The sequence below is a fragment of the Citrobacter sp. UYEF32 genome (genome assembly GCF_040546205.1).
Lineage (GTDB): Bacteria > Pseudomonadota > Gammaproteobacteria > Enterobacterales > Enterobacteriaceae > Phytobacter > Phytobacter diazotrophicus.
Genome location: NZ_JBEPNI010000004.1, coordinates 112,900 through 130,145, shown reverse-complemented (window position 1 = coordinate 130,145; position 17,246 = coordinate 112,900). Strand labels below are relative to the sequence as shown.

Genomic DNA, 17,246 nt, shown 5'->3' with positions numbered 1-17,246 from the left:
TGAGGAAATCCTAATGTCCAAAATCGTTAAAGTCATCGGTCGTGAAATCATCGACTCCCGTGGTAACCCGACTGTTGAAGCCGAAGTACACCTGGAAGGTGGTTTCGTTGGTCTGGCAGCTGCTCCGTCAGGTGCTTCTACCGGTTCCCGCGAAGCGCTGGAACTGCGTGATGGCGACAAATCCCGCTTCATGGGTAAAGGCGTACTGAAAGCGGTTGGCGCGGTTAACGGCCCGATCGCTCAGGCAATCCTGGGCAAAGATGCCAAAGATCAGGCTGGCATTGACAAGATCATGATCGACCTGGACGGTACTGAAAACAAATCTAACTTCGGTGCTAACGCAATCCTGGCTGTTTCTCTGGCGACTGCTAAAGCTGCTGCTGCCTCTAAAGGCCTGCCGCTGTACGCACACATCGCTGAACTGAACGGCACCCCGGGCAAATACTCCATGCCGGTTCCGATGATGAACATCATCAACGGTGGTGAGCACGCTGACAACAACGTAGACATTCAGGAATTCATGATTCAGCCGGTTGGCGCGAAATCCCTGAAAGAAGCGGTACGTATGGGTTCAGAAGTGTTCCATAACCTGGCTAAAGTTCTGAAATCCAAAGGTATGAACACGGCTGTTGGTGACGAAGGCGGCTATGCGCCGAACTTGGGTTCTAACGCTGAAGCGCTGGCTGTTATCGCAGAAGCTGTTAAAGCTGCGGGTTACGAGCTGGGCAAAGACATCACTCTGGCGATGGACTGCGCGGCTTCTGAATTCTACAAAGACGGTAAATACGTTCTGGCTGGCGAAGGCAACAAAGCATTCACCTCCGAAGAATTCACTCACTTCCTGGAAGACCTGACCAAACAGTACCCGATCGTGTCCATCGAAGATGGTCTGGACGAGTCTGACTGGGCTGGCTTTGCTTATCAGACCAAAGTTCTGGGCGACAAAATCCAGTTGGTTGGTGACGACCTGTTCGTAACTAACACCAAAATCCTGAAAGAAGGCATCGAAAAAGGCATCGTTAACTCCATCCTGATCAAATTCAACCAGATCGGTTCTCTGACCGAAACTCTGGCTGCGATCAAAATGGCGAAAGACGCTGGCTACACTGCTGTCATCTCTCACCGTTCTGGCGAAACTGAAGACGCTACCATCGCTGACCTGGCTGTTGGTACCGCTGCTGGCCAGATCAAAACTGGCTCTATGAGCCGTTCTGACCGCGTTGCTAAATACAACCAGTTGATTCGTATCGAAGAAGCTCTGGGTGAACAAGCGCCGTACAACGGTCGTAAAGAGATCAAAGGTCAGGCATAAGCCTTTCTTTCTCTGAAATGAAAATGCCAGCCCTCGGGCTGGCATTTTTTTTTACCTGCAATAGCCGTTATTTAAAATCGACAGCCATTTGCTGCGGAATGGAAAGTCCGCGGGTGGTCTGTACGCACTGAGCGATATAATCGGTAAAGCGTGGCGGCTTCGGCATGCCCAGCTCTATGAGCTTGTCATTGCTAAAGCGGACATTCAGCATGGCGAACGCACCGTACAAACGCATGGCTTTAAGCATCAGGCGCTCGTTGCAGGGGCCGAAGATGTTTTTCAATTCACGGCGCATCTTCACCAGCGTCTCGTAGCTAACCTGCGTGTAGACATCTTTAACCGGCACCGTTTCCAGCGCGGACGCCATCGCGGCATCAATATCAGAAAACTTCACGCTGTTCTCTTCGCCTGCGGAAATATGGATGACCTCACCCGCCGGGATGTCGCTTTTCAGCATCATGATCAACGCGTCGGCGCAATAGTCCACCGGCACCACATCAATACGGTCTTCCAGTGAGCACATGAATTTTTGCAGCATCAGCGCCATGCTGAATACCCAGAAGATACTGCTGGAGGGCTGGCAGCCGTAATGCGTATGCCCCACCACGATAGACGGACGTGCGATAACCAGCGGCAGAGCCGGATAGGTTTTGCGCATCAGGTGTTCGATGGTGGACTTGGAGTGGGTGTACTCCACCAGATGCTCGGCGTTTTCTTTGAATTCCTGGCTCTCATAGACCAGCGAATCGGCTTCTGGCGCACACGACATAGCGGTGCCGACATGCAGGAAACGCTTTAGCCCCTGTACTTTCGCCATACGTCCGGCAAAGGCCAGAGTGCCTTCCACGTTCACTTTCCAGATGAGCGGGTTGTTGCCAAAAGAGGCGACGGCTGCGCAGTTCAGCACGTGGGTGACACTGTCCAGACGCGGGTCGTCCAGAAATTGCTCCGGCGTACCCAGATCACCGATGATGATATGTTCGCAGGTCAGACGGGAGAGGATAGATTCGCTGATGTTGAATTTGCGCATGTTTTCTTTTACGCGCTCAACGCCAGCCTGGCTATCCGTTGCCCTGACTAAAAGTAAATAGTTGATTTGACTATCATCATTAAGTATTTTCTCAAACACTGCACCACCGAGGAATCCGGTGACGCCGGTGATCAGTAGAGTTTTCATGATCGCATGCTCATTGTTGTTAATTCGCGGATTGTATTCAGCGAAAATTAAACAATGCTTAAATAAGAGAGGCGGAAATAAATCGATTTCTTAAGGTGATTTTAAGCTTTAAATGCGGAACAAGTTTAATTGGACAGGCAAACGCAGAAATAAATTCATTAAAAATAAAAATATTTATAACTATTTGAAATAGAAACATTTTTATTCTTTGCTTTAGCGTTTTATTTTAATGGTTTTCTTATATAAATGAGCGTTGCTGAAATAATTAATTACAAATAAAATGATGCTAAGCCTGCTATCCATTGTCCATTTTTTTGCTTTATTTCGATGACAATCACGCAACATTTACCCCTGCCTCAACTCGCCCTCAAGAGCGAAATCTGTAATAATTAATGTTTTCCCCGATCAGAGTTGATTATGCAGTACCCGATTAATGAGATGTTCCAGACCTTGCAAGGCGAGGGCTATTTTACCGGCGTTCCCGCCATTTTTATTCGTTTACAGGGATGCCCGGTTGGCTGCGCCTGGTGCGACACCAAACACACCTGGGATAAGCTTGAAGATCGGGAAGTCTCCCTCTACAGCATTCTGGCCAAGACCAAAGAGAGCGATAAATGGGGCGCGGCGAGCAGTGAAGATCTGCTGGCAATTATTGAGCGTCAGGGCTGGACTGCGCGCCATGTGGTGATCACCGGCGGCGAACCTTGTATCCACGATCTGATTCCGTTGACTCATCTTCTGGAAAAACAGGGGTTCAGTTGCCAGATTGAGACCAGCGGTACCCATGAAGTGCGCACGTCTCATGCGACCTGGGTCACCGTGTCACCGAAGGTAAATATGCGCGGAGGCTATGACATCCTCCAGCAGGCGCTGGAACGCGCCGATGAGATCAAACACCCGGTTGGACGTACCCGAGACATTGAGGCGCTTGATGAGCTTCTGACGCAACTGACCGATGACAAACACCGGGTCATTGCACTGCAGCCTATCAGCCAAAAAGACGACGCCACCCGCTTGTGCATTGAAACCTGTATCGCCCGCAACTGGCGGCTGTCAATGCAAACGCATAAGTATCTGAATATTGCCTGATTCGGTTTCTGCTGGTGTTATTGCACCGACAAGACAGGTATTACCTGAGCGCCCGGCCTTATGGCCGGGCGTTTTCGTTTACCTGCCGGCGGGCAGGATATAGATTTGTGAAATAACGCTGTTCGGTGAAATCAGATTTTACCTGCGGTGTGTTTTTATTTTGATTAATAATCAACGGGTTAATGATTCAGCTTGCGTCGATAAAATCGGTGGAATTTGAGCTGTGATAAATGATTCTATAATTCAATGGGTTATATTTAGAGTGTTCCCCGCGCGAGCGGGGATAAACCGCTCCTTGAGCGGGAGTTCACCTCTGAGAACGGCGTGTTCCCCGCGCGAGCGGGGATAAACCGGAGGCGGAGGACGATAATGACGAACCGCCAGCGTGTTCCCCGCGCGAGCGGGGATGGCGGAAACCACTCGTACGTGTTCCCCGCGCGAGCGGGGATAAACCGCAGCTTAACTACGTGCGGGATGAACTGACATCGTGTTCCCCGCGCGAGCGGGGATAAACCGTGCCATAAAATCAGCGCACTCAGGTGCGCTGACGACACAGAAGCAAAATTACTCGCCGCGGTAGATACACCCTGCGGTGCAGGTCTCTTTGATCATCACGGCGCTCAGCAGCGGAACGATGGGTTTCAACTGATCCCAAATCCATTTTGCCAGTACTTCGCTGGTCGGGTTCTCAAGGCCCGGAATATCGTTAAGATAGTAGTGATCCAGACGATCATAGGTCGGTTTGAACGCCGCCTTAAGCTCTGCAAAATCCATGATCCAGCCCGTATGCGGATCCACCTCGCCGGTGATCTCCAGACGCACCATAAATGAGTGACCATGAAGACGACCGCATTTATGCCCGGCTGGAACATGTGGCAAACGGTGAGCGGCTTCAAACATGAAATCTTTAAATAACGTGGTGGACATTCTGAACTCTCTGACTGGCTAGAAAAACCGCGGCATGGTAGCCGAAATGACCTTTTTTATCATTAACTAAAATCGGCAAAAGCGATTAACCGTTACGCTTTGCCTGATGACCTGTATTTTTCCATTATAAATCAATATATTAATTAATCTGTTTTACTGTTATAAACTATGAATAAAACAGGTTAGTTCTTTTGGTTATTTATTATTTCCAACCTTTCTTTAATTGTTATTATCCCCGCCGTTAACCTTACTTTCTCTTCTGCTTTTATGGCGCTGACAGGGCGTATAAGCAGCTTTTGCTTACTGGAACATAACGACGCATGACGACTCAGGTCCCACCTTCCGCTTTGCTTCCGCTGAACCCGGAGCAACTGGCACGCCTTCAGGCGGTCACAACCGATTTAACTCCCACCCAGCTTGCCTGGGTTTCCGGCTATTTTTGGGGCGTGCTGAACCAGCAACCCGGTGCGGCAGTTGCAACGGCAGCACCTGCGGCGACCGAGACCCCGACCATTACGCTACTTTCCGCCTCGCAAACCGGTAATGCCCGTCGCGTTGCGGAAGCACTGCGTGACGATCTGCTGGCGGCGAAACTCAACGTCAAACTGGTGAGCGCGGGCGACTATAAATTCAAACAAATCGCTAACGAAAAACTGCTGGTTGTTGTTGCTTCCACACAAGGGGAAGGTGAGCCACCGGAAGAGGCCGTTGCGTTACATAAGTTCCTGTTCTCGAAAAAAGCGCCGAAGCTTGATGGCACTGCTTTCGCCGTGCTGGGGCTTGGCGACACGTCTTATGAATTTTTCTGCCAGGCAGGCAAAGATTTTGACAGCAAACTGGCTGAACTGGGTGCCGAGCGCCTGCTGGATCGCGTCGACGCAGACGTTGAGTTCCAGGCTGCCGCCGCTGAATGGCGCGCGCGTGTAGTTGAAGTACTGAAAGCACGAGTCCCGAAAGAGACGCCGGCCCAGGCCGCTGTGACGGCAACGGGTGCGGTGAATGAGGTTTTCTCCAGCCCTTATACGAAAGAAGAACCGCTGACCGCGACGCTCTCAGTGAATCAAAAAATCACGGGCCGTGACTCAGAAAAAGACGTGCGTCATATCGAAATCGATCTGGGCGATTCCGGCCTGCGCTATCAGCCGGGCGACGCGCTGGGCGTCTGGTATCAGAACGATCCGGCACTGGTGAAAGAGCTGGTTGAGCTGCTGTGGCTTAAAGGCGATGAACCGGTCAGCGTCGACGGCAAAACCCTGCCGCTGTCCGAAGCGCTGCAGTGGCATTTCGAATTGACGGTCAACACCGGCAATATCGTGGAAAACTATGCCACTCTGACCCGCAGCGAATCATTGTTGCCGCTGGTGGGCGATAAGGCCAAATTACAGCACTATGCGGCGACCACGCCGATTGTGGATATGGTGCGTTTCTCCCCGGCACAACTGGATGCCACTGCGCTGATTGGCCTGCTGCGTCCGCTGACACCGCGTCTTTACTCCATCGCCTCTTCGCAGGCGGAAGTGGAAACCGAAGTGCACGTCACTGTCGGTGTGGTGCGCTATGACATTGAAGGCCGCGCGCGTGCGGGTGGGGCGTCGAGCTTCCTCGCCGATCGCGTGGAAGAAGAGGGCGAAGTGCGTGTGTTCATCGAACATAACGATAATTTCCGTCTGCCTGCCAACCCGGAAACGCCGGTCATCATGATTGGGCCGGGTACCGGTATCGCGCCGTTCCGCGCCTTTATGCAGCAGCGAGCGGCAGACGGGGCAGAAGGCAAAAACTGGTTGTTCTTCGGCAACCCGCACTTTACGGAAGATTTCCTCTACCAGGTTGAGTGGCAGCGTTACGTCAAAGAAGGCGTGCTGAACCGTATCGATCTGGCCTGGTCGCGTGACCAAAAAGAAAAAGTATACGTACAAGACAAACTGCGTCAGCAAGGCGCGGAACTGTGGCGCTGGATTAATGACGGTGCGCACATTTATGTCTGCGGCGACGCGAATCGCATGGCGAAGGACGTTGAGCAGGCTTTACTGGACGTGATTGCCGAATTTGGCGCGATGGACGCCGAAGCGGCGGACGAATATTTAAGTGAGCTGCGCGTAGAGCGCCGTTACCAGCGAGATGTCTACTAATGAGTGAAAAACATCCAGGCCCACTGGTGGTCGAAGGTAAACTGACAGACGCCGAGCGCATGAAGCTGGAAAGCAACTATCTGCGCGGGACCATTGCGGAAGATCTTAACGACGGGCTGACCGGCGGCTTTAAAGGCGACAACTTTCTGCTGATCCGTTTCCACGGCATGTACCAGCAGGATGATCGTGATATTCGCGCTGAGCGTGCTGCACAGAAGCTGGAGCCGCGTCATGCGATGCTGCTGCGCTGCCGCCTGCCGGGAGGCGTGATCACCACCAAACAGTGGCAGGCGATTGATAAGTTCGCCGCTGAGAACACCATTTACGGCAGTATCCGCCTGACCAACCGTCAGACGTTCCAGTTCCACGGCATTCTGAAAAAGAACGTGAAACCGGTACACCAGATGCTGCACTCCGTTGGTCTGGACGCCCTGGCGACCGCTAACGACATGAACCGTAACGTGTTGTGTACCTCCAACCCGTACGAGTCAGAATTGCACGCCGAAGCCTATGAGTGGGCGAAGAAGATCTCTGAACATCTGCTGCCGCGTACCCGCGCTTACGCAGAGATCTGGCTCGATCAGGAAAAAGTAGCGACCACCGATGAAGAGCCGATCCTCGGTCAGACCTATCTGCCGCGTAAATTTAAAACTACGGTCGTGATCCCGCCGCAGAACGATATCGATCTGCACGCCAACGACATGAACTTTGTCGCGGTCGCGGAAAACGGCAAGCTGGTGGGCTTTAACCTGCTGGTGGGCGGCGGTCTGTCCATCGAGCACGGTAATAAGAAAACCTATGCCCGCACGGCGAGCGAGTTTGGGTATCTGCCGGTTGAGCATACGCTGGCGGTTGCCGAAGCCGTTGTCACCACTCAGCGTGACTGGGGTAACCGTACCGACCGTAAAAACGCGAAAACCAAATATACGCTGGAGCGTGTGGGTGTTGAGACCTTCAAAGCGGAAGTTGAGCGTCGTGCAGGTATCAAGTTCGAACCGATTCGTCCGTATGAATTTACCGGGCGCGGCGATCGCATTGGCTGGGTGAAAGGGATCGATAATAAATGGCATCTGACGCTGTTTATCGAAAACGGTCGTATTCTCGATTATCCGGGGCGTCCGCTGAAAACGGGTCTGCTGGAGATCGCGAAGATCCATAAAGGCGAGTTCCGTATTACGGCAAACCAGAACCTGATCATTGCCGGTGTGCCGGATAGCCAGAAGGCGAAAATCGAAAAAATCGCGCGCCAGAGCGGCCTGATGGATGCCGTAACGCCACAGCGTGAAAATTCGATGGCCTGTGTGTCATTCCCGACCTGTCCGCTGGCGATGGCCGAAGCAGAGCGCTTCCTGCCGTCGTTTATCGATAAAGTGGAAGAGGTGATGGCGAAGCATGGTTTGAGTGATGAGCATATCGTGACGCGCGTGACGGGTTGCCCGAACGGCTGTGGCCGCGCGATGCTGGCGGAAGTGGGCCTGGTGGGGAAAGCGCCTGGTCGCTATAACCTGCATCTGGGCGGTAACCGCATCGGTACGCGCATCCCGCGCATGTTCAAAGAGAACATTACCGAGCCGGAAATCATTGCCTCGCTCGATGAACTGGTAGGGCGCTGGGCGAAAGAACGCGAAGCGGGTGAAGGGTTCGGTGATTTCACCATCCGTGCGGGCATTATCCGCCCGGTGCTCGACCCGGCGCGCGATCTCTGGGATTAAGCTTCCTTGCCTTCCCCCTCTCCTTAGGGAGGGGTGAAGGAAGTAAACATACGAGAGGTAATTATGTCCGTACTCGATCTATCTGCCCTGAATGCTCTGTCGAAAGACGACCGCACGCTGGCGCTGGCGGAGGCTAACGCCCAACTGGAAGCGCAAACCGCAGAGGAACGCGTGGCCTGGGCGCTGGAAAATCTGCCGGGTGAGTATGTGCTGTCGTCCAGTTTTGGTATCCAGGCGGCGGTGAGCCTGCATCTGGTGAATCAGGTGCGCCCGAACATTCCGGTTATCCTGACGGACACTGGTTATCTGTTCCCGGAAACCTATCAGTTTATTGATGAGCTGACCGAGAAGCTCGGCCTGAATCTGCAGATTTACCGTGCGCCGCAAAGCCCAGCCTGGCAGGAAGCACGCTACGGCAAGCTGTGGGAGCAGGGCGTTGAGGGTATTGAAAAATACAACGACATCAACAAAGTTGAGCCGATGAACCGGGCGCTGAAAGAACTGAACGCCCGGACATGGTTTGCAGGCCTGCGTCGTGAGCAGTCCAGTAGTCGTGCCAACCTGCCTGTGCTGGATATTCAGCGCGGTGTTTTCAAAGTGCTGCCGATTATCGACTGGGATAACCGTACGGTGTATCAGTATCTGCAAAAACACGGCCTGAAATATCATCCGCTGTGGGATGAAGGCTACCTGTCTGTGGGCGATACGCACACCACCCGTAAATGGGAGCCAGGCATGGCAGAAGAGGACACCCGCTTCTTCGGCCTGAAACGCGAGTGCGGCCTGCACGAAGGCTGATTTTTGGCTTTTCAATAAATAGATAAGATAAGCGCCCGGCTAACCACCGGGCGTTTTTTATGGGTTATACGTTGGTGAAATGAGAGTTTGTACATGGTGTGGTTTTCTTTAATAAGTAAAATCAAACAATTACCGATCTTAAAAAAGACGGAAATGTTGGTAGAATTTTGGGAGTGGTAATTGCTGTTTAAATTTAATGAGTTACGTTTAGAGTGTTCCCTGCGCGAGCGGGGATAAACCGTTCGCCGTCGCGCTTCGCGTCGGCTTCCGTGAGTGTTCCCCGCGCGAGCAGGGATAAACCGCCCAGGCGGTAGCGAATATCAACGGCAACCTGGTGTTCCCCGCGCCAGCGGGGATAAACCGTTCACTCCCCCGCGTCTAAAGTGATGCCAGCGGTGTTCCCTGCGCCCCAAACCCCATCTCCATGTCCGATTCCGGACATATTCCCACGCACGGATTCTGCTATTGTATTGGCGCCATTTGGGATGGCGTTAATTTAATCACTCAGGGATATGACAATGAAAAAGATCGCGCTGGCGGCGCTGCTGATGGGGATGTGCACTGCGTCTTATGCGGAAACCGAAACCTGCAAACAATACTTCGCTGAAATGGACAGCTTCATTAAAGAAGCGTCAAAACATGAAGAAGCGAAAGCGCAGGTGGACATGCTGAAAACCCAGCTCGCGGAAGGCAGAAAACAGCTTGAGACTTACAGCGTAGAGCAGCAGGATGCAGGCTGTAAGCAGGGACTGGCGGCAGTAAAACAACTTAATGCCTCACTAGGCATCAAATAACAAAAAGGGAGCCGATGCTCCCTTTTTTCGTTTTTACGAACGGCAGATTTACTTTGTCCCCGCCTTTGCCAGTTCTTTGATCAACGGCAGCATAATACGCACTACATCGCGGCTGCGTCGGTCGATACGCCCCGGCAGGGCCTGATCGATATGCTGGACGTTATCGAGCTTAATGTTATGCCAGCTCACGCCATCCGGGAAGGATTTCGATTTCGCGCGCTGCTGATAGCCATCCTTTTTCCCCAAATTCCAGTTGGTGGCCTCAACGGATAGCACCGGAATACCGGCATTATCAAAGACTTCTGCATCATTGCAGCAGCTTGTTCCCTGAGGATAGTCAGGATTAAGGCCCGGATTGGAGGTCGCGCTAATCCCCAGAGAGCGTGCGATAGCCAGCGCCCTGTCACGGGTGAGCTTACGCACCGATGCGGGGGTTTTCTTACCGCTGTTGAAATAGAGATTATCGCCGACAATAAGGTTATCGAGATTAATCACCAGCAGCGTTTGCTTCTTCTCGTGCTCACTCATGCGTTTGAGGAAATTCTCAGCCCCGAGGTTGCCTTGCTCTTCACCGCTGGTCGCCACAAAGCGAATAGTGTATTCCGTTGGCACCGATTTCAGTTGTTCCGCCAGCTCCAGCATCGCCCCCACTCCTGAGGCGTTATCATCGAGCCCCTGTAGCGTCAGACCCCCCAGATTATTGTCGGTATCCGCATCGCTGCGCGGCGCGTAGGTATCCAGATGCGCCACAATAATGATCTGCTGTGGGTGCTTGCCTTCATGCGCGGCAATAACGGTGCTGCCGGTGACGTTCTGCCAGTTGTGCTGATTACTACGAGAAGCCCAACTGTAGCGGCTGTTGAATTTGCGGATGTCACTCTGATAGCCCATCTGCGCAAACTGCTGGCGTATATAATCCGCTGCGAGCATTTCAGCCGGCGAGCCGGTCATGCGGCCGGGAAAATAGGTGGCAATATGGCGCGCCTGATTACTTGCAAATTCACCGGGATGAGGTGCTCGTGCCTGAGCAGAAAAAATAAAGCATACGCCGAGCGCCAGGGCAGCGGTACGGTGGCGCAATGCGGAGAGCATAGAGAGTCCTTTTACGACAAAAATTTTATCGCGCTTAGTATGAAACTGTGACCCGGTTTACACAATTTCATTTGTTCTTAACTCTGCAAAAATGTGGTGGTTAAGCACTTTTTGGCATTTGCTTTTTTATCTCGTTATTCCTTTGCGGAACTACTCATTCCAATTCGTAATTTCATTCACTCTACTCTCCCCCCTATAGTCCCACTATTACTGGTTGCGAGTGAGTTGTTGCCCTGTGGATTACCTTCCTTTATTTGCTGACGTCAAAGACCGCCACGTGTTGGTTGTCGGTGGTGGCGACGTTGCCGCTCGTAAGATTGCTTTTTTACGCCGCGCGGGGGCACGCGTGCTGGTGGTGACAAAACATCTCGAACCCTCACTACAACAGTTAGTGGATGAGCAAGAGATCCACCTGCTGGCGGATACGTTCGATGAAGCGCAACTCGACAACGTCTTTCTGGTGATTGCGGCAACGGATGACGGGGACGTCAATCGTCGTGTCTTTGACGCCGCAAATGCCCGCCATCGTCTTGTCAACGTGGTAGATGACCAGCCGCTGTGCTCATTTATCTTCCCGTCGATTGTTGACCGCTCGCCGCTGCTGGTGGCGATCTCTTCCGGCGGCAACGCACCGGTACTGGCGCGATTGCTGCGTGAAAAAATTGAAGCGTTGTTGCCCGCGAACTTAGGCCGTATGGCTGAGGTGGCCGGGCGCTGGCGCACGCGCATTAAAGCATTTCGTAAAACCACCGATGAACGTCGTCGTTTCTGGGAGAGCGCCTTTCGTGGCCGCTTTGCCAGCCTGATGGCGGCGGGCAAAGAACAGGCCGCGGAACAGGTGCTGGCTGATGAACTCGCGAAACCGGGCAGTAGCACCGGCGAAATCATTCTGGTTGGTGCCGGACCGGGTGATGCCGGGCTGCTAACGTTGCGTGGTTTGCAGGTTATCCAGCAGGCTGACGTGGTGTTTTACGATCATCTGGTAACCGATGGCGTGCTGGAACTCGTACGCCGCGATGCGGAACTGATCAGCGTGGGTAAACGCGCTGGCTCGCACCTGGTTGCGCAGCATGACACCAATCGCATGCTGGTTGAGGCCGCGCAGGCGGGCAAAACTGTGGTGCGGTTGAAAGGCGGCGACCCGTTTATCTTTGGTCGCGGTGGCGAAGAGTTACAGGCGGCTGCGGCAGCAGGTATCCCCTTCCAGGTGGTGCCCGGCGTGACGGCGGCATCCGGCGCGACGGCTTACGCAGGCATTCCGCTGACACACCGCGACTACGCACAAAGTGCCACCTTTGTTACCGGACATTACAAAGCCGACAGCGCACCGTTTGACTGGTCGCAACTGGCGCAAAGTCGCCAGACGCTGGCTATCTATATGGGTACGATGAAAGCGGCAGAAATTGGCGAACAACTCATCGCTCACGGGCGAGAGGCACAGACACCGGTCGCGGTGATTTCGCGCGGCACACGGGCTGACCAGCAGGTCAGAACCGGCACATTACAACAACTTGAGGAACTGGCGAAAGATGCGCCAATGCCCGCCCTGCTGGTCGTGGGCGAGGTGGTACAACTGCATCATGAACTCGCCTGGTTTCAACACACGACAGGCCCGGAAGCGTTTGACGCCTCCGTGGTGAATCTGGCTTAAGGAACGGTTATGGATCAAAAACGACTCACTCACCTGCGACAACTGGAAGCCGAAAGCATCCATATCATTCGCGAGGTGGCCGCCGAATTCTCCAATCCGGTGATGATGTATTCCATCGGTAAAGACTCCAGCGTGATGCTGCATCTGGCGCGTAAAGCCTTCTATCCTGGCACGCTGCCATTCCCGCTGTTGCATGTGGACACCGGCTGGAAATTCCGTGAGATGTATGAGTTCCGTGACCGCACAGCGAAAGCGTATGGCTGTGAGCTGCTGGTGCACAAAAACCCGGAAGGGGTGGCGATGGGCATTAACCCATTCGTCCACGGCAGCGCCAAGCACACCGATATCATGAAAACCGAAGGGCTTAAGCAGGCGCTGAACAAATACGGTTTTGATGCGGCCTTCGGCGGCGCACGCCGTGACGAAGAGAAGTCCCGCGCCAAAGAGCGAATCTACTCTTTCCGCGATCGCTTCCACCGCTGGGACCCGAAAAATCAGCGTCCTGAACTGTGGCACAACTACAACGGCCAGATTAACAAAGGCGAGAGCATCCGCGTGTTCCCGCTCTCAAACTGGACCGAGCTGGATATCTGGCAGTATATCTACCTGGAAAATATCGAAATTGTTCCGCTGTATCTGGCCGCAGAGCGCCCGGTGCTGGAGCGCGACGGCATGCTGATGATGATCGACGACGATCGTATCGACCTGCAACCTGGCGAAGTGATCGAACAGCGGATGGTGCGTTTCCGTACGCTTGGCTGCTGGCCGCTGACCGGCGCTGTGGAGTCCGAAGCGCAGACGCTGCCGGAAATTATCGAAGAGATGCTGGTTTCCACCACCAGTGAACGTCAGGGCCGCGTGATTGACCGCGACCAGGCAGGCTCCATGGAGCTGAAAAAACGTCAGGGATACTTCTAAGGAGCCGCCATGAATACCACTATTGCCCAACAAATTGCCAACGAAGGCGGCGTCGAAGCGTACCTGCACGCACAGCAGCACAAAAGCCTGCTGCGTTTTCTGACCTGCGGCAGCGTCGATGACGGGAAAAGCACCCTGATTGGCCGCCTGCTGCATGACACGCGCCAGATTTATGAAGATCAGCTCTCTACGCTGCACAATGACAGCAAACGTCACGGCACTCAGGGGGAAAAACTCGACCTGGCCCTGTTGGTCGACGGCCTGCAGGCGGAACGTGAGCAGGGTATCACCATCGACGTGGCGTACCGTTACTTCTCAACCGAGAAGCGTAAATTTATCATTGCCGACACCCCCGGGCACGAACAGTACACCCGTAATATGGCTACCGGTGCGTCAACCTGTGATCTCGCGATCCTGTTGATTGACGCCCGTAAAGGCGTGCTGGATCAGACCCGTCGCCACAGCTTTATCTCCACCCTGCTGGGCATTAAACACCTGGTAGTTGCGGTCAATAAAATGGATCTGGTCGGCTTTAGCGAAGAGACCTTTGAGAACATTCGTCAAGAGTACCTGACCTTTGCTGAACAGCTACCGGGAAATCTGGACATTCGCTTTGTACCGCTGTCGGCGCTGGAAGGGGATAACGTCGCCAGCCAGAGCGCCAACATTCCGTGGTACAGCGGCCCGACGCTGCTGGAAGTCCTCGAAACCGTCGAAATTCAGCGCGTTGTGGATACCCAGCCGATGCGTTTCCCGGTGCAGTACGTTAACCGCCCGAACCTCGATTTCCGTGGCTTCTCCGGTACGCTGGCCTCGGGCAGCGTGAAAGTTGGCCAGCGCATCAAAGCACTTCCGTCTGGGGTGGAATCCACCGTTGCGCGCATCGTGACCTTTGATGGCGACCTACAGGAAGCCCATGCGGGTGAAGCGATTACCCTGGTACTTAAGGACGAGATCGACATCAGCCGTGGCGATCTGATCCTGGATGCCCAGGAGAGCGTGCCTGCGGTGCAGAGCGCGTCCCTCGACGTAGTATGGATGGCTGAGCAGCCGCTGGCGCCAGGACAGAGCTTTGACATCAAAGTGGCCGGTAAAAAGACCCGCGCCCGCGTCGATGCCATTCAATATCAGGTAGATATTAACAATCTCACCCAGCGTCAGGTGGATACGCTGCCGTTAAACGGTATCGGTCTGGTCGATTTGACCTTTGATGAGCCGCTGACCCTGGATGCGTATCAACAAAACCCGGTGACTGGCGGTGTTATCTTTATCGACCGCCTGAGCAACGTGACCGTAGGCGCCGGCATGGTGCGTGAAGTGCATCAGCAGGAGACGACTGTACCGTCGCAGTTCAGCGCCTTTGAGCTGGAGTTGAATCAGCTTATCCGTAAACATTTCCCACACTGGGGCGCGCGTGATTTGCTGGGAGGTAAGTAATGGCCGCTCATGATGAGAACGTCGTCTGGCATCCTCATCCGGTGACCGTTGCGCAGCGTGAGCAACTCCACGGCCACCGTGGGGTTGTGCTGTGGTTTACCGGGCTGTCTGGTTCCGGTAAATCGACGGTAGCGGGGGCGCTGGAAGAGGCATTACATCAGCAGGGTGTCAGTACTTACCTGCTCGATGGTGATAATGTGCGTCACGGCCTGTGTAGCGATCTGGGCTTTAGCGATGAAGACCGCAAAGAGAACATTCGCCGGGTCGGGGAAGTCGCCAGCCTGATGGCTGATGCCGGGCTGGTGGTGCTGACCGCGTTTATCTCCCCGCACCGTGCTGAGCGGCAGATGGTGCGTGAGCGCGTGGGGGAAGGGCGTTTTATTGAAGTTTTCGTGGATACGCCGCTGGCGATTTGCGAAGCACGCGACCCGAAGGGACTTTATAAAAAAGCGCGCGCGGGGGAGTTACGCAACTTCACCGGCATCGACGCCGTTTACGAAGCGCCTGAAACACCCGAAGTTCACCTGCAAGGTGAACAATTGGTAACAAATTTGGTGAGCCAATTATTAGACCTCATGAGACGGGACGATATGATCAGATCCTGAGACAGTGCCGGGGATACGCAGAACGTGGGGCGTATCCTGTTTCGTCGGCCAGTCAGTTAATGGGATCAGATATGCGTAATAGTCAGAACATCACCATCTCAAGGTCGGATACCATCACGACCAGCGAAGAGACCACCTGGTCCCTGCCTGGGGCCGCAGTGGGCTTTGTCGCGTGGCTGTTGGCGCTGGCTATCCCTTTTCTGATTTACGGTCCTAACACGCTGTTCTTCCTCCTCTACACCTGGCCTTTCTTCCTTGCGCTGATGCCCGTTTCGGTTGTGGTGGGCATCGCCCTGCATTCCATCGTCAATGGCAAGCTGCTCTACAGCATTGTCCTCACCGCGCTCACGGTTGTGGCCATGTTTGGCGCGTTGTTTATGTGGCTGATGGGCTAAAGCCATCCATACTTCAAACCGTAACTCACATTAAGACGATGTGTCCTGGGGACAACCCTACGGAAAGGTGCGTAAATATGTTACATTCTGTCGCGGTGACTCGTTATCACCCGGCCCCGGTGTGGAGTCTGAGAAAAAGTTATGGGATGATGATGCCGTTTTTCAGGGGGCAGGATGGGTAAACTAACGCTGCTATTGCTGGCTTTGCTGGTCTGGCTACAGTATTCACTGTGGTTTGGCAAAAATGGTCTTCACGACTATAGCCGTGTCAGCGAAGATGTGGGTGCACAGCAGGCGACAAACGCCAAATTAAAAGCGCGAAACGATCAACTCTTTGCTGAAATTGACGATCTCAATGGCGGCCAGGAAGCGATTGAGGAACGCGCTCGCAACGAATTAACGATGACCAAACCGGGCGAAACCTTTTATCGTCTGGTGCCGGACGCGTCCAAACGCAACCAGGGGTCAGTACAGAACACACAAAATAATCGATAAACAATCCCGGGTTTACGACATGTCTGTAATTATTCCGGACGTTTGTGCGGTGGTGCCGGCTGCCGGTTTTGGCCGCCGCATGCAAACGGAATGTCCCAAGCAATATCTTTCCATTGGCGATAAAACGATCCTCGAACACGCGGTGGCGGCCTTGCTGGTCAACCCAAACGTGGGGCGTGTCATTATCGCCGTCAGCCCCGGTGATGAGCGTTTTGCCCGCTTGCCGCTGGCGCAACATCCCGCCATTACCGTTGTGGCTGGTGGCGCTGAACGTGCGGACTCCGTACTGGCGGGGCTGAAAGCCGCGCAAGGGGCTCAGTGGGTACTGGTGCATGACGCCGCCCGTCCTTGCCTGCATCAGGATGATTTAAATCGCCTGCTACAACTGCGTGAAACCAGCCGGGTCGGTGGTATTCTTGCCGCGCCGGTTCGCGACACCATGAAGCGTGCTGAACCTGGTAAAACGGCTATTGCCCACACCGTTGAGCGTAACGATTTATGGCATGCGCTCACGCCGCAATTTTTCCCTCTGGAACTCCTCCACGACTGCCTGACGCGCGCGCTCAACGAAGGCGCGACCATCACCGATGAAGCCTCGGCACTCGAATATTGTGGATTCCACCCGGAACTGGTCGCCGGACGCGCGGATAATATTAAGGTGACGCGTCCTGAGGATCTGAAACTTGCAGAATTTTATCTCACCCATTCTTAACAC

The 17,246-nt window shown here is 53.9% G+C and carries 16 protein-coding genes; 13 read left to right on the top strand and 3 right to left on the bottom strand.

Annotation, left to right across the window (positions count from 1 at the left end; genetic code table 11):
- Positions 1 to 13 precede the first annotated feature (13 nt).
- On the top strand, positions 14 to 1,312 hold the full coding sequence (eno, locus tag ABIB59_RS12060; protein ID WP_039077700.1) for a phosphopyruvate hydratase: 1,299 nt from the start codon (positions 14 to 16) through the stop codon (positions 1,310 to 1,312).
- A gap of 67 nt (positions 1,313 to 1,379) precedes the next feature.
- Here the strand turns inward: eno and ABIB59_RS12055 are convergent, their stop codons facing one another.
- Entirely contained in the window at positions 1,380 to 2,489 is a 1,110-nt protein-coding gene (locus ABIB59_RS12055; RefSeq protein WP_335257854.1) for an SDR family oxidoreductase, read from the bottom strand.
- 417 nt (positions 2,490 to 2,906) lie between these two features.
- On the opposite strand from ABIB59_RS12055, the gene queE reads away from it, so the two are divergent.
- Positions 2,907 to 3,578, top strand: a complete 672-nt coding sequence (gene queE / locus ABIB59_RS12050) for a 7-carboxy-7-deazaguanine synthase QueE (protein ID WP_039077698.1) — start codon at positions 2,907 to 2,909, stop codon at positions 3,576 to 3,578.
- A gap of 564 nt (positions 3,579 to 4,142) precedes the next feature.
- Here queE and queD read toward each other — a convergent pair.
- Positions 4,143 to 4,505 carry a 6-carboxytetrahydropterin synthase QueD gene (gene queD / locus ABIB59_RS12045; RefSeq protein ID WP_079497739.1) on the bottom strand — a complete coding sequence of 121 codons (363 nt, stop codon included), beginning with the start codon at positions 4,503 to 4,505 and terminating at the stop codon, positions 4,143 to 4,145.
- A gap of 320 nt (positions 4,506 to 4,825) precedes the next feature.
- Here queD and cysJ point away from each other — a divergent pair, with 320 nt between their 5' ends.
- The 4 genes from cysJ to ABIB59_RS12025 all read left to right on the top strand — a co-directional run bounded on the left by cysJ (position 4,826) and on the right by ABIB59_RS12025 (position 9,938).
- Positions 4,826 to 6,634: an NADPH-dependent assimilatory sulfite reductase flavoprotein subunit gene (gene cysJ / locus ABIB59_RS12040; RefSeq protein WP_079497740.1), complete on the top strand. Its 1,809-nt coding sequence runs from the start codon at positions 4,826 to 4,828 to the stop codon at positions 6,632 to 6,634.
- Positions 6,634 to 8,346, top strand: a complete 1,713-nt coding sequence (cysI, locus tag ABIB59_RS12035; RefSeq protein WP_039077695.1) for an assimilatory sulfite reductase (NADPH) hemoprotein subunit — start codon at positions 6,634 to 6,636, stop codon at positions 8,344 to 8,346. The genes cysJ and cysI overlap by 1 nt, the downstream gene beginning before the upstream one ends.
- A gap of 63 nt (positions 8,347 to 8,409) precedes the next feature.
- A complete protein-coding gene (gene cysH, locus ABIB59_RS12030) occupies positions 8,410 to 9,144 on the top strand; it encodes a phosphoadenosine phosphosulfate reductase (RefSeq protein WP_039077694.1) in 735 nt (244 codons plus the stop codon).
- A gap of 518 nt (positions 9,145 to 9,662) precedes the next feature.
- Positions 9,663 to 9,938 (top strand): DUF5339 domain-containing protein, encoded by a 276-nt coding sequence (locus ABIB59_RS12025; RefSeq protein WP_039077693.1) that lies wholly within the window; start codon positions 9,663 to 9,665, stop codon positions 9,936 to 9,938.
- A 48-nt stretch (positions 9,939 to 9,986) separates the two neighbouring features.
- Here the strand turns inward: ABIB59_RS12025 and ABIB59_RS12020 are convergent, their stop codons facing one another.
- Positions 9,987 to 11,030: an aminopeptidase gene (locus ABIB59_RS12020; RefSeq protein WP_079497741.1), complete on the bottom strand. Its 1,044-nt coding sequence runs from the start codon at positions 11,028 to 11,030 to the stop codon at positions 9,987 to 9,989.
- Positions 11,031 to 11,265: 235 nt separating this feature from the next.
- On the opposite strand from ABIB59_RS12020, the gene cysG reads away from it, so the two are divergent.
- From cysG to ispD, 7 genes are all read left to right on the top strand, one after another.
- On the top strand, positions 11,266 to 12,681 hold the full coding sequence (gene cysG, locus ABIB59_RS12015; RefSeq protein WP_354035587.1) for a siroheme synthase CysG: 1,416 nt from the start codon (positions 11,266 to 11,268) through the stop codon (positions 12,679 to 12,681).
- A 9-nt stretch (positions 12,682 to 12,690) separates the two neighbouring features.
- Positions 12,691 to 13,599: a sulfate adenylyltransferase subunit CysD gene (gene cysD, locus ABIB59_RS12010; RefSeq protein WP_039077690.1), complete on the top strand. Its 909-nt coding sequence runs from the start codon at positions 12,691 to 12,693 to the stop codon at positions 13,597 to 13,599.
- Between the two features lie 9 nt (positions 13,600 to 13,608).
- Positions 13,609 to 15,036: a sulfate adenylyltransferase subunit CysN gene (gene cysN, locus ABIB59_RS12005; RefSeq protein ID WP_039077689.1), complete on the top strand. Its 1,428-nt coding sequence runs from the start codon at positions 13,609 to 13,611 to the stop codon at positions 15,034 to 15,036.
- The gene (cysC, locus tag ABIB59_RS12000) at positions 15,036 to 15,641 is read left to right on the top strand and encodes an adenylyl-sulfate kinase (protein ID WP_039077688.1); all 606 of its coding nucleotides are present in this window, start codon (positions 15,036 to 15,038) and stop codon (positions 15,639 to 15,641) included. Before cysN ends, cysC begins: the two co-directional genes overlap by 1 nt.
- A gap of 71 nt (positions 15,642 to 15,712) precedes the next feature.
- Entirely contained in the window at positions 15,713 to 16,036 is a 324-nt protein-coding gene (locus tag ABIB59_RS11995; RefSeq protein ID WP_039077687.1) for a DUF3561 family protein, read from the top strand.
- 174 nt (positions 16,037 to 16,210) lie between these two features.
- Positions 16,211 to 16,531, top strand: a complete 321-nt coding sequence (gene ftsB / locus ABIB59_RS11990) for a cell division protein FtsB (RefSeq protein ID WP_039077686.1) — start codon at positions 16,211 to 16,213, stop codon at positions 16,529 to 16,531.
- A 19-nt stretch (positions 16,532 to 16,550) separates the two neighbouring features.
- Complete coding sequence (ispD, locus tag ABIB59_RS11985; protein ID WP_039077685.1) at positions 16,551 to 17,243, top strand: 2-C-methyl-D-erythritol 4-phosphate cytidylyltransferase; 693 nt, start codon at positions 16,551 to 16,553, stop codon at positions 17,241 to 17,243.
- Positions 17,244 to 17,246: the final 3 nt, after the last annotated feature.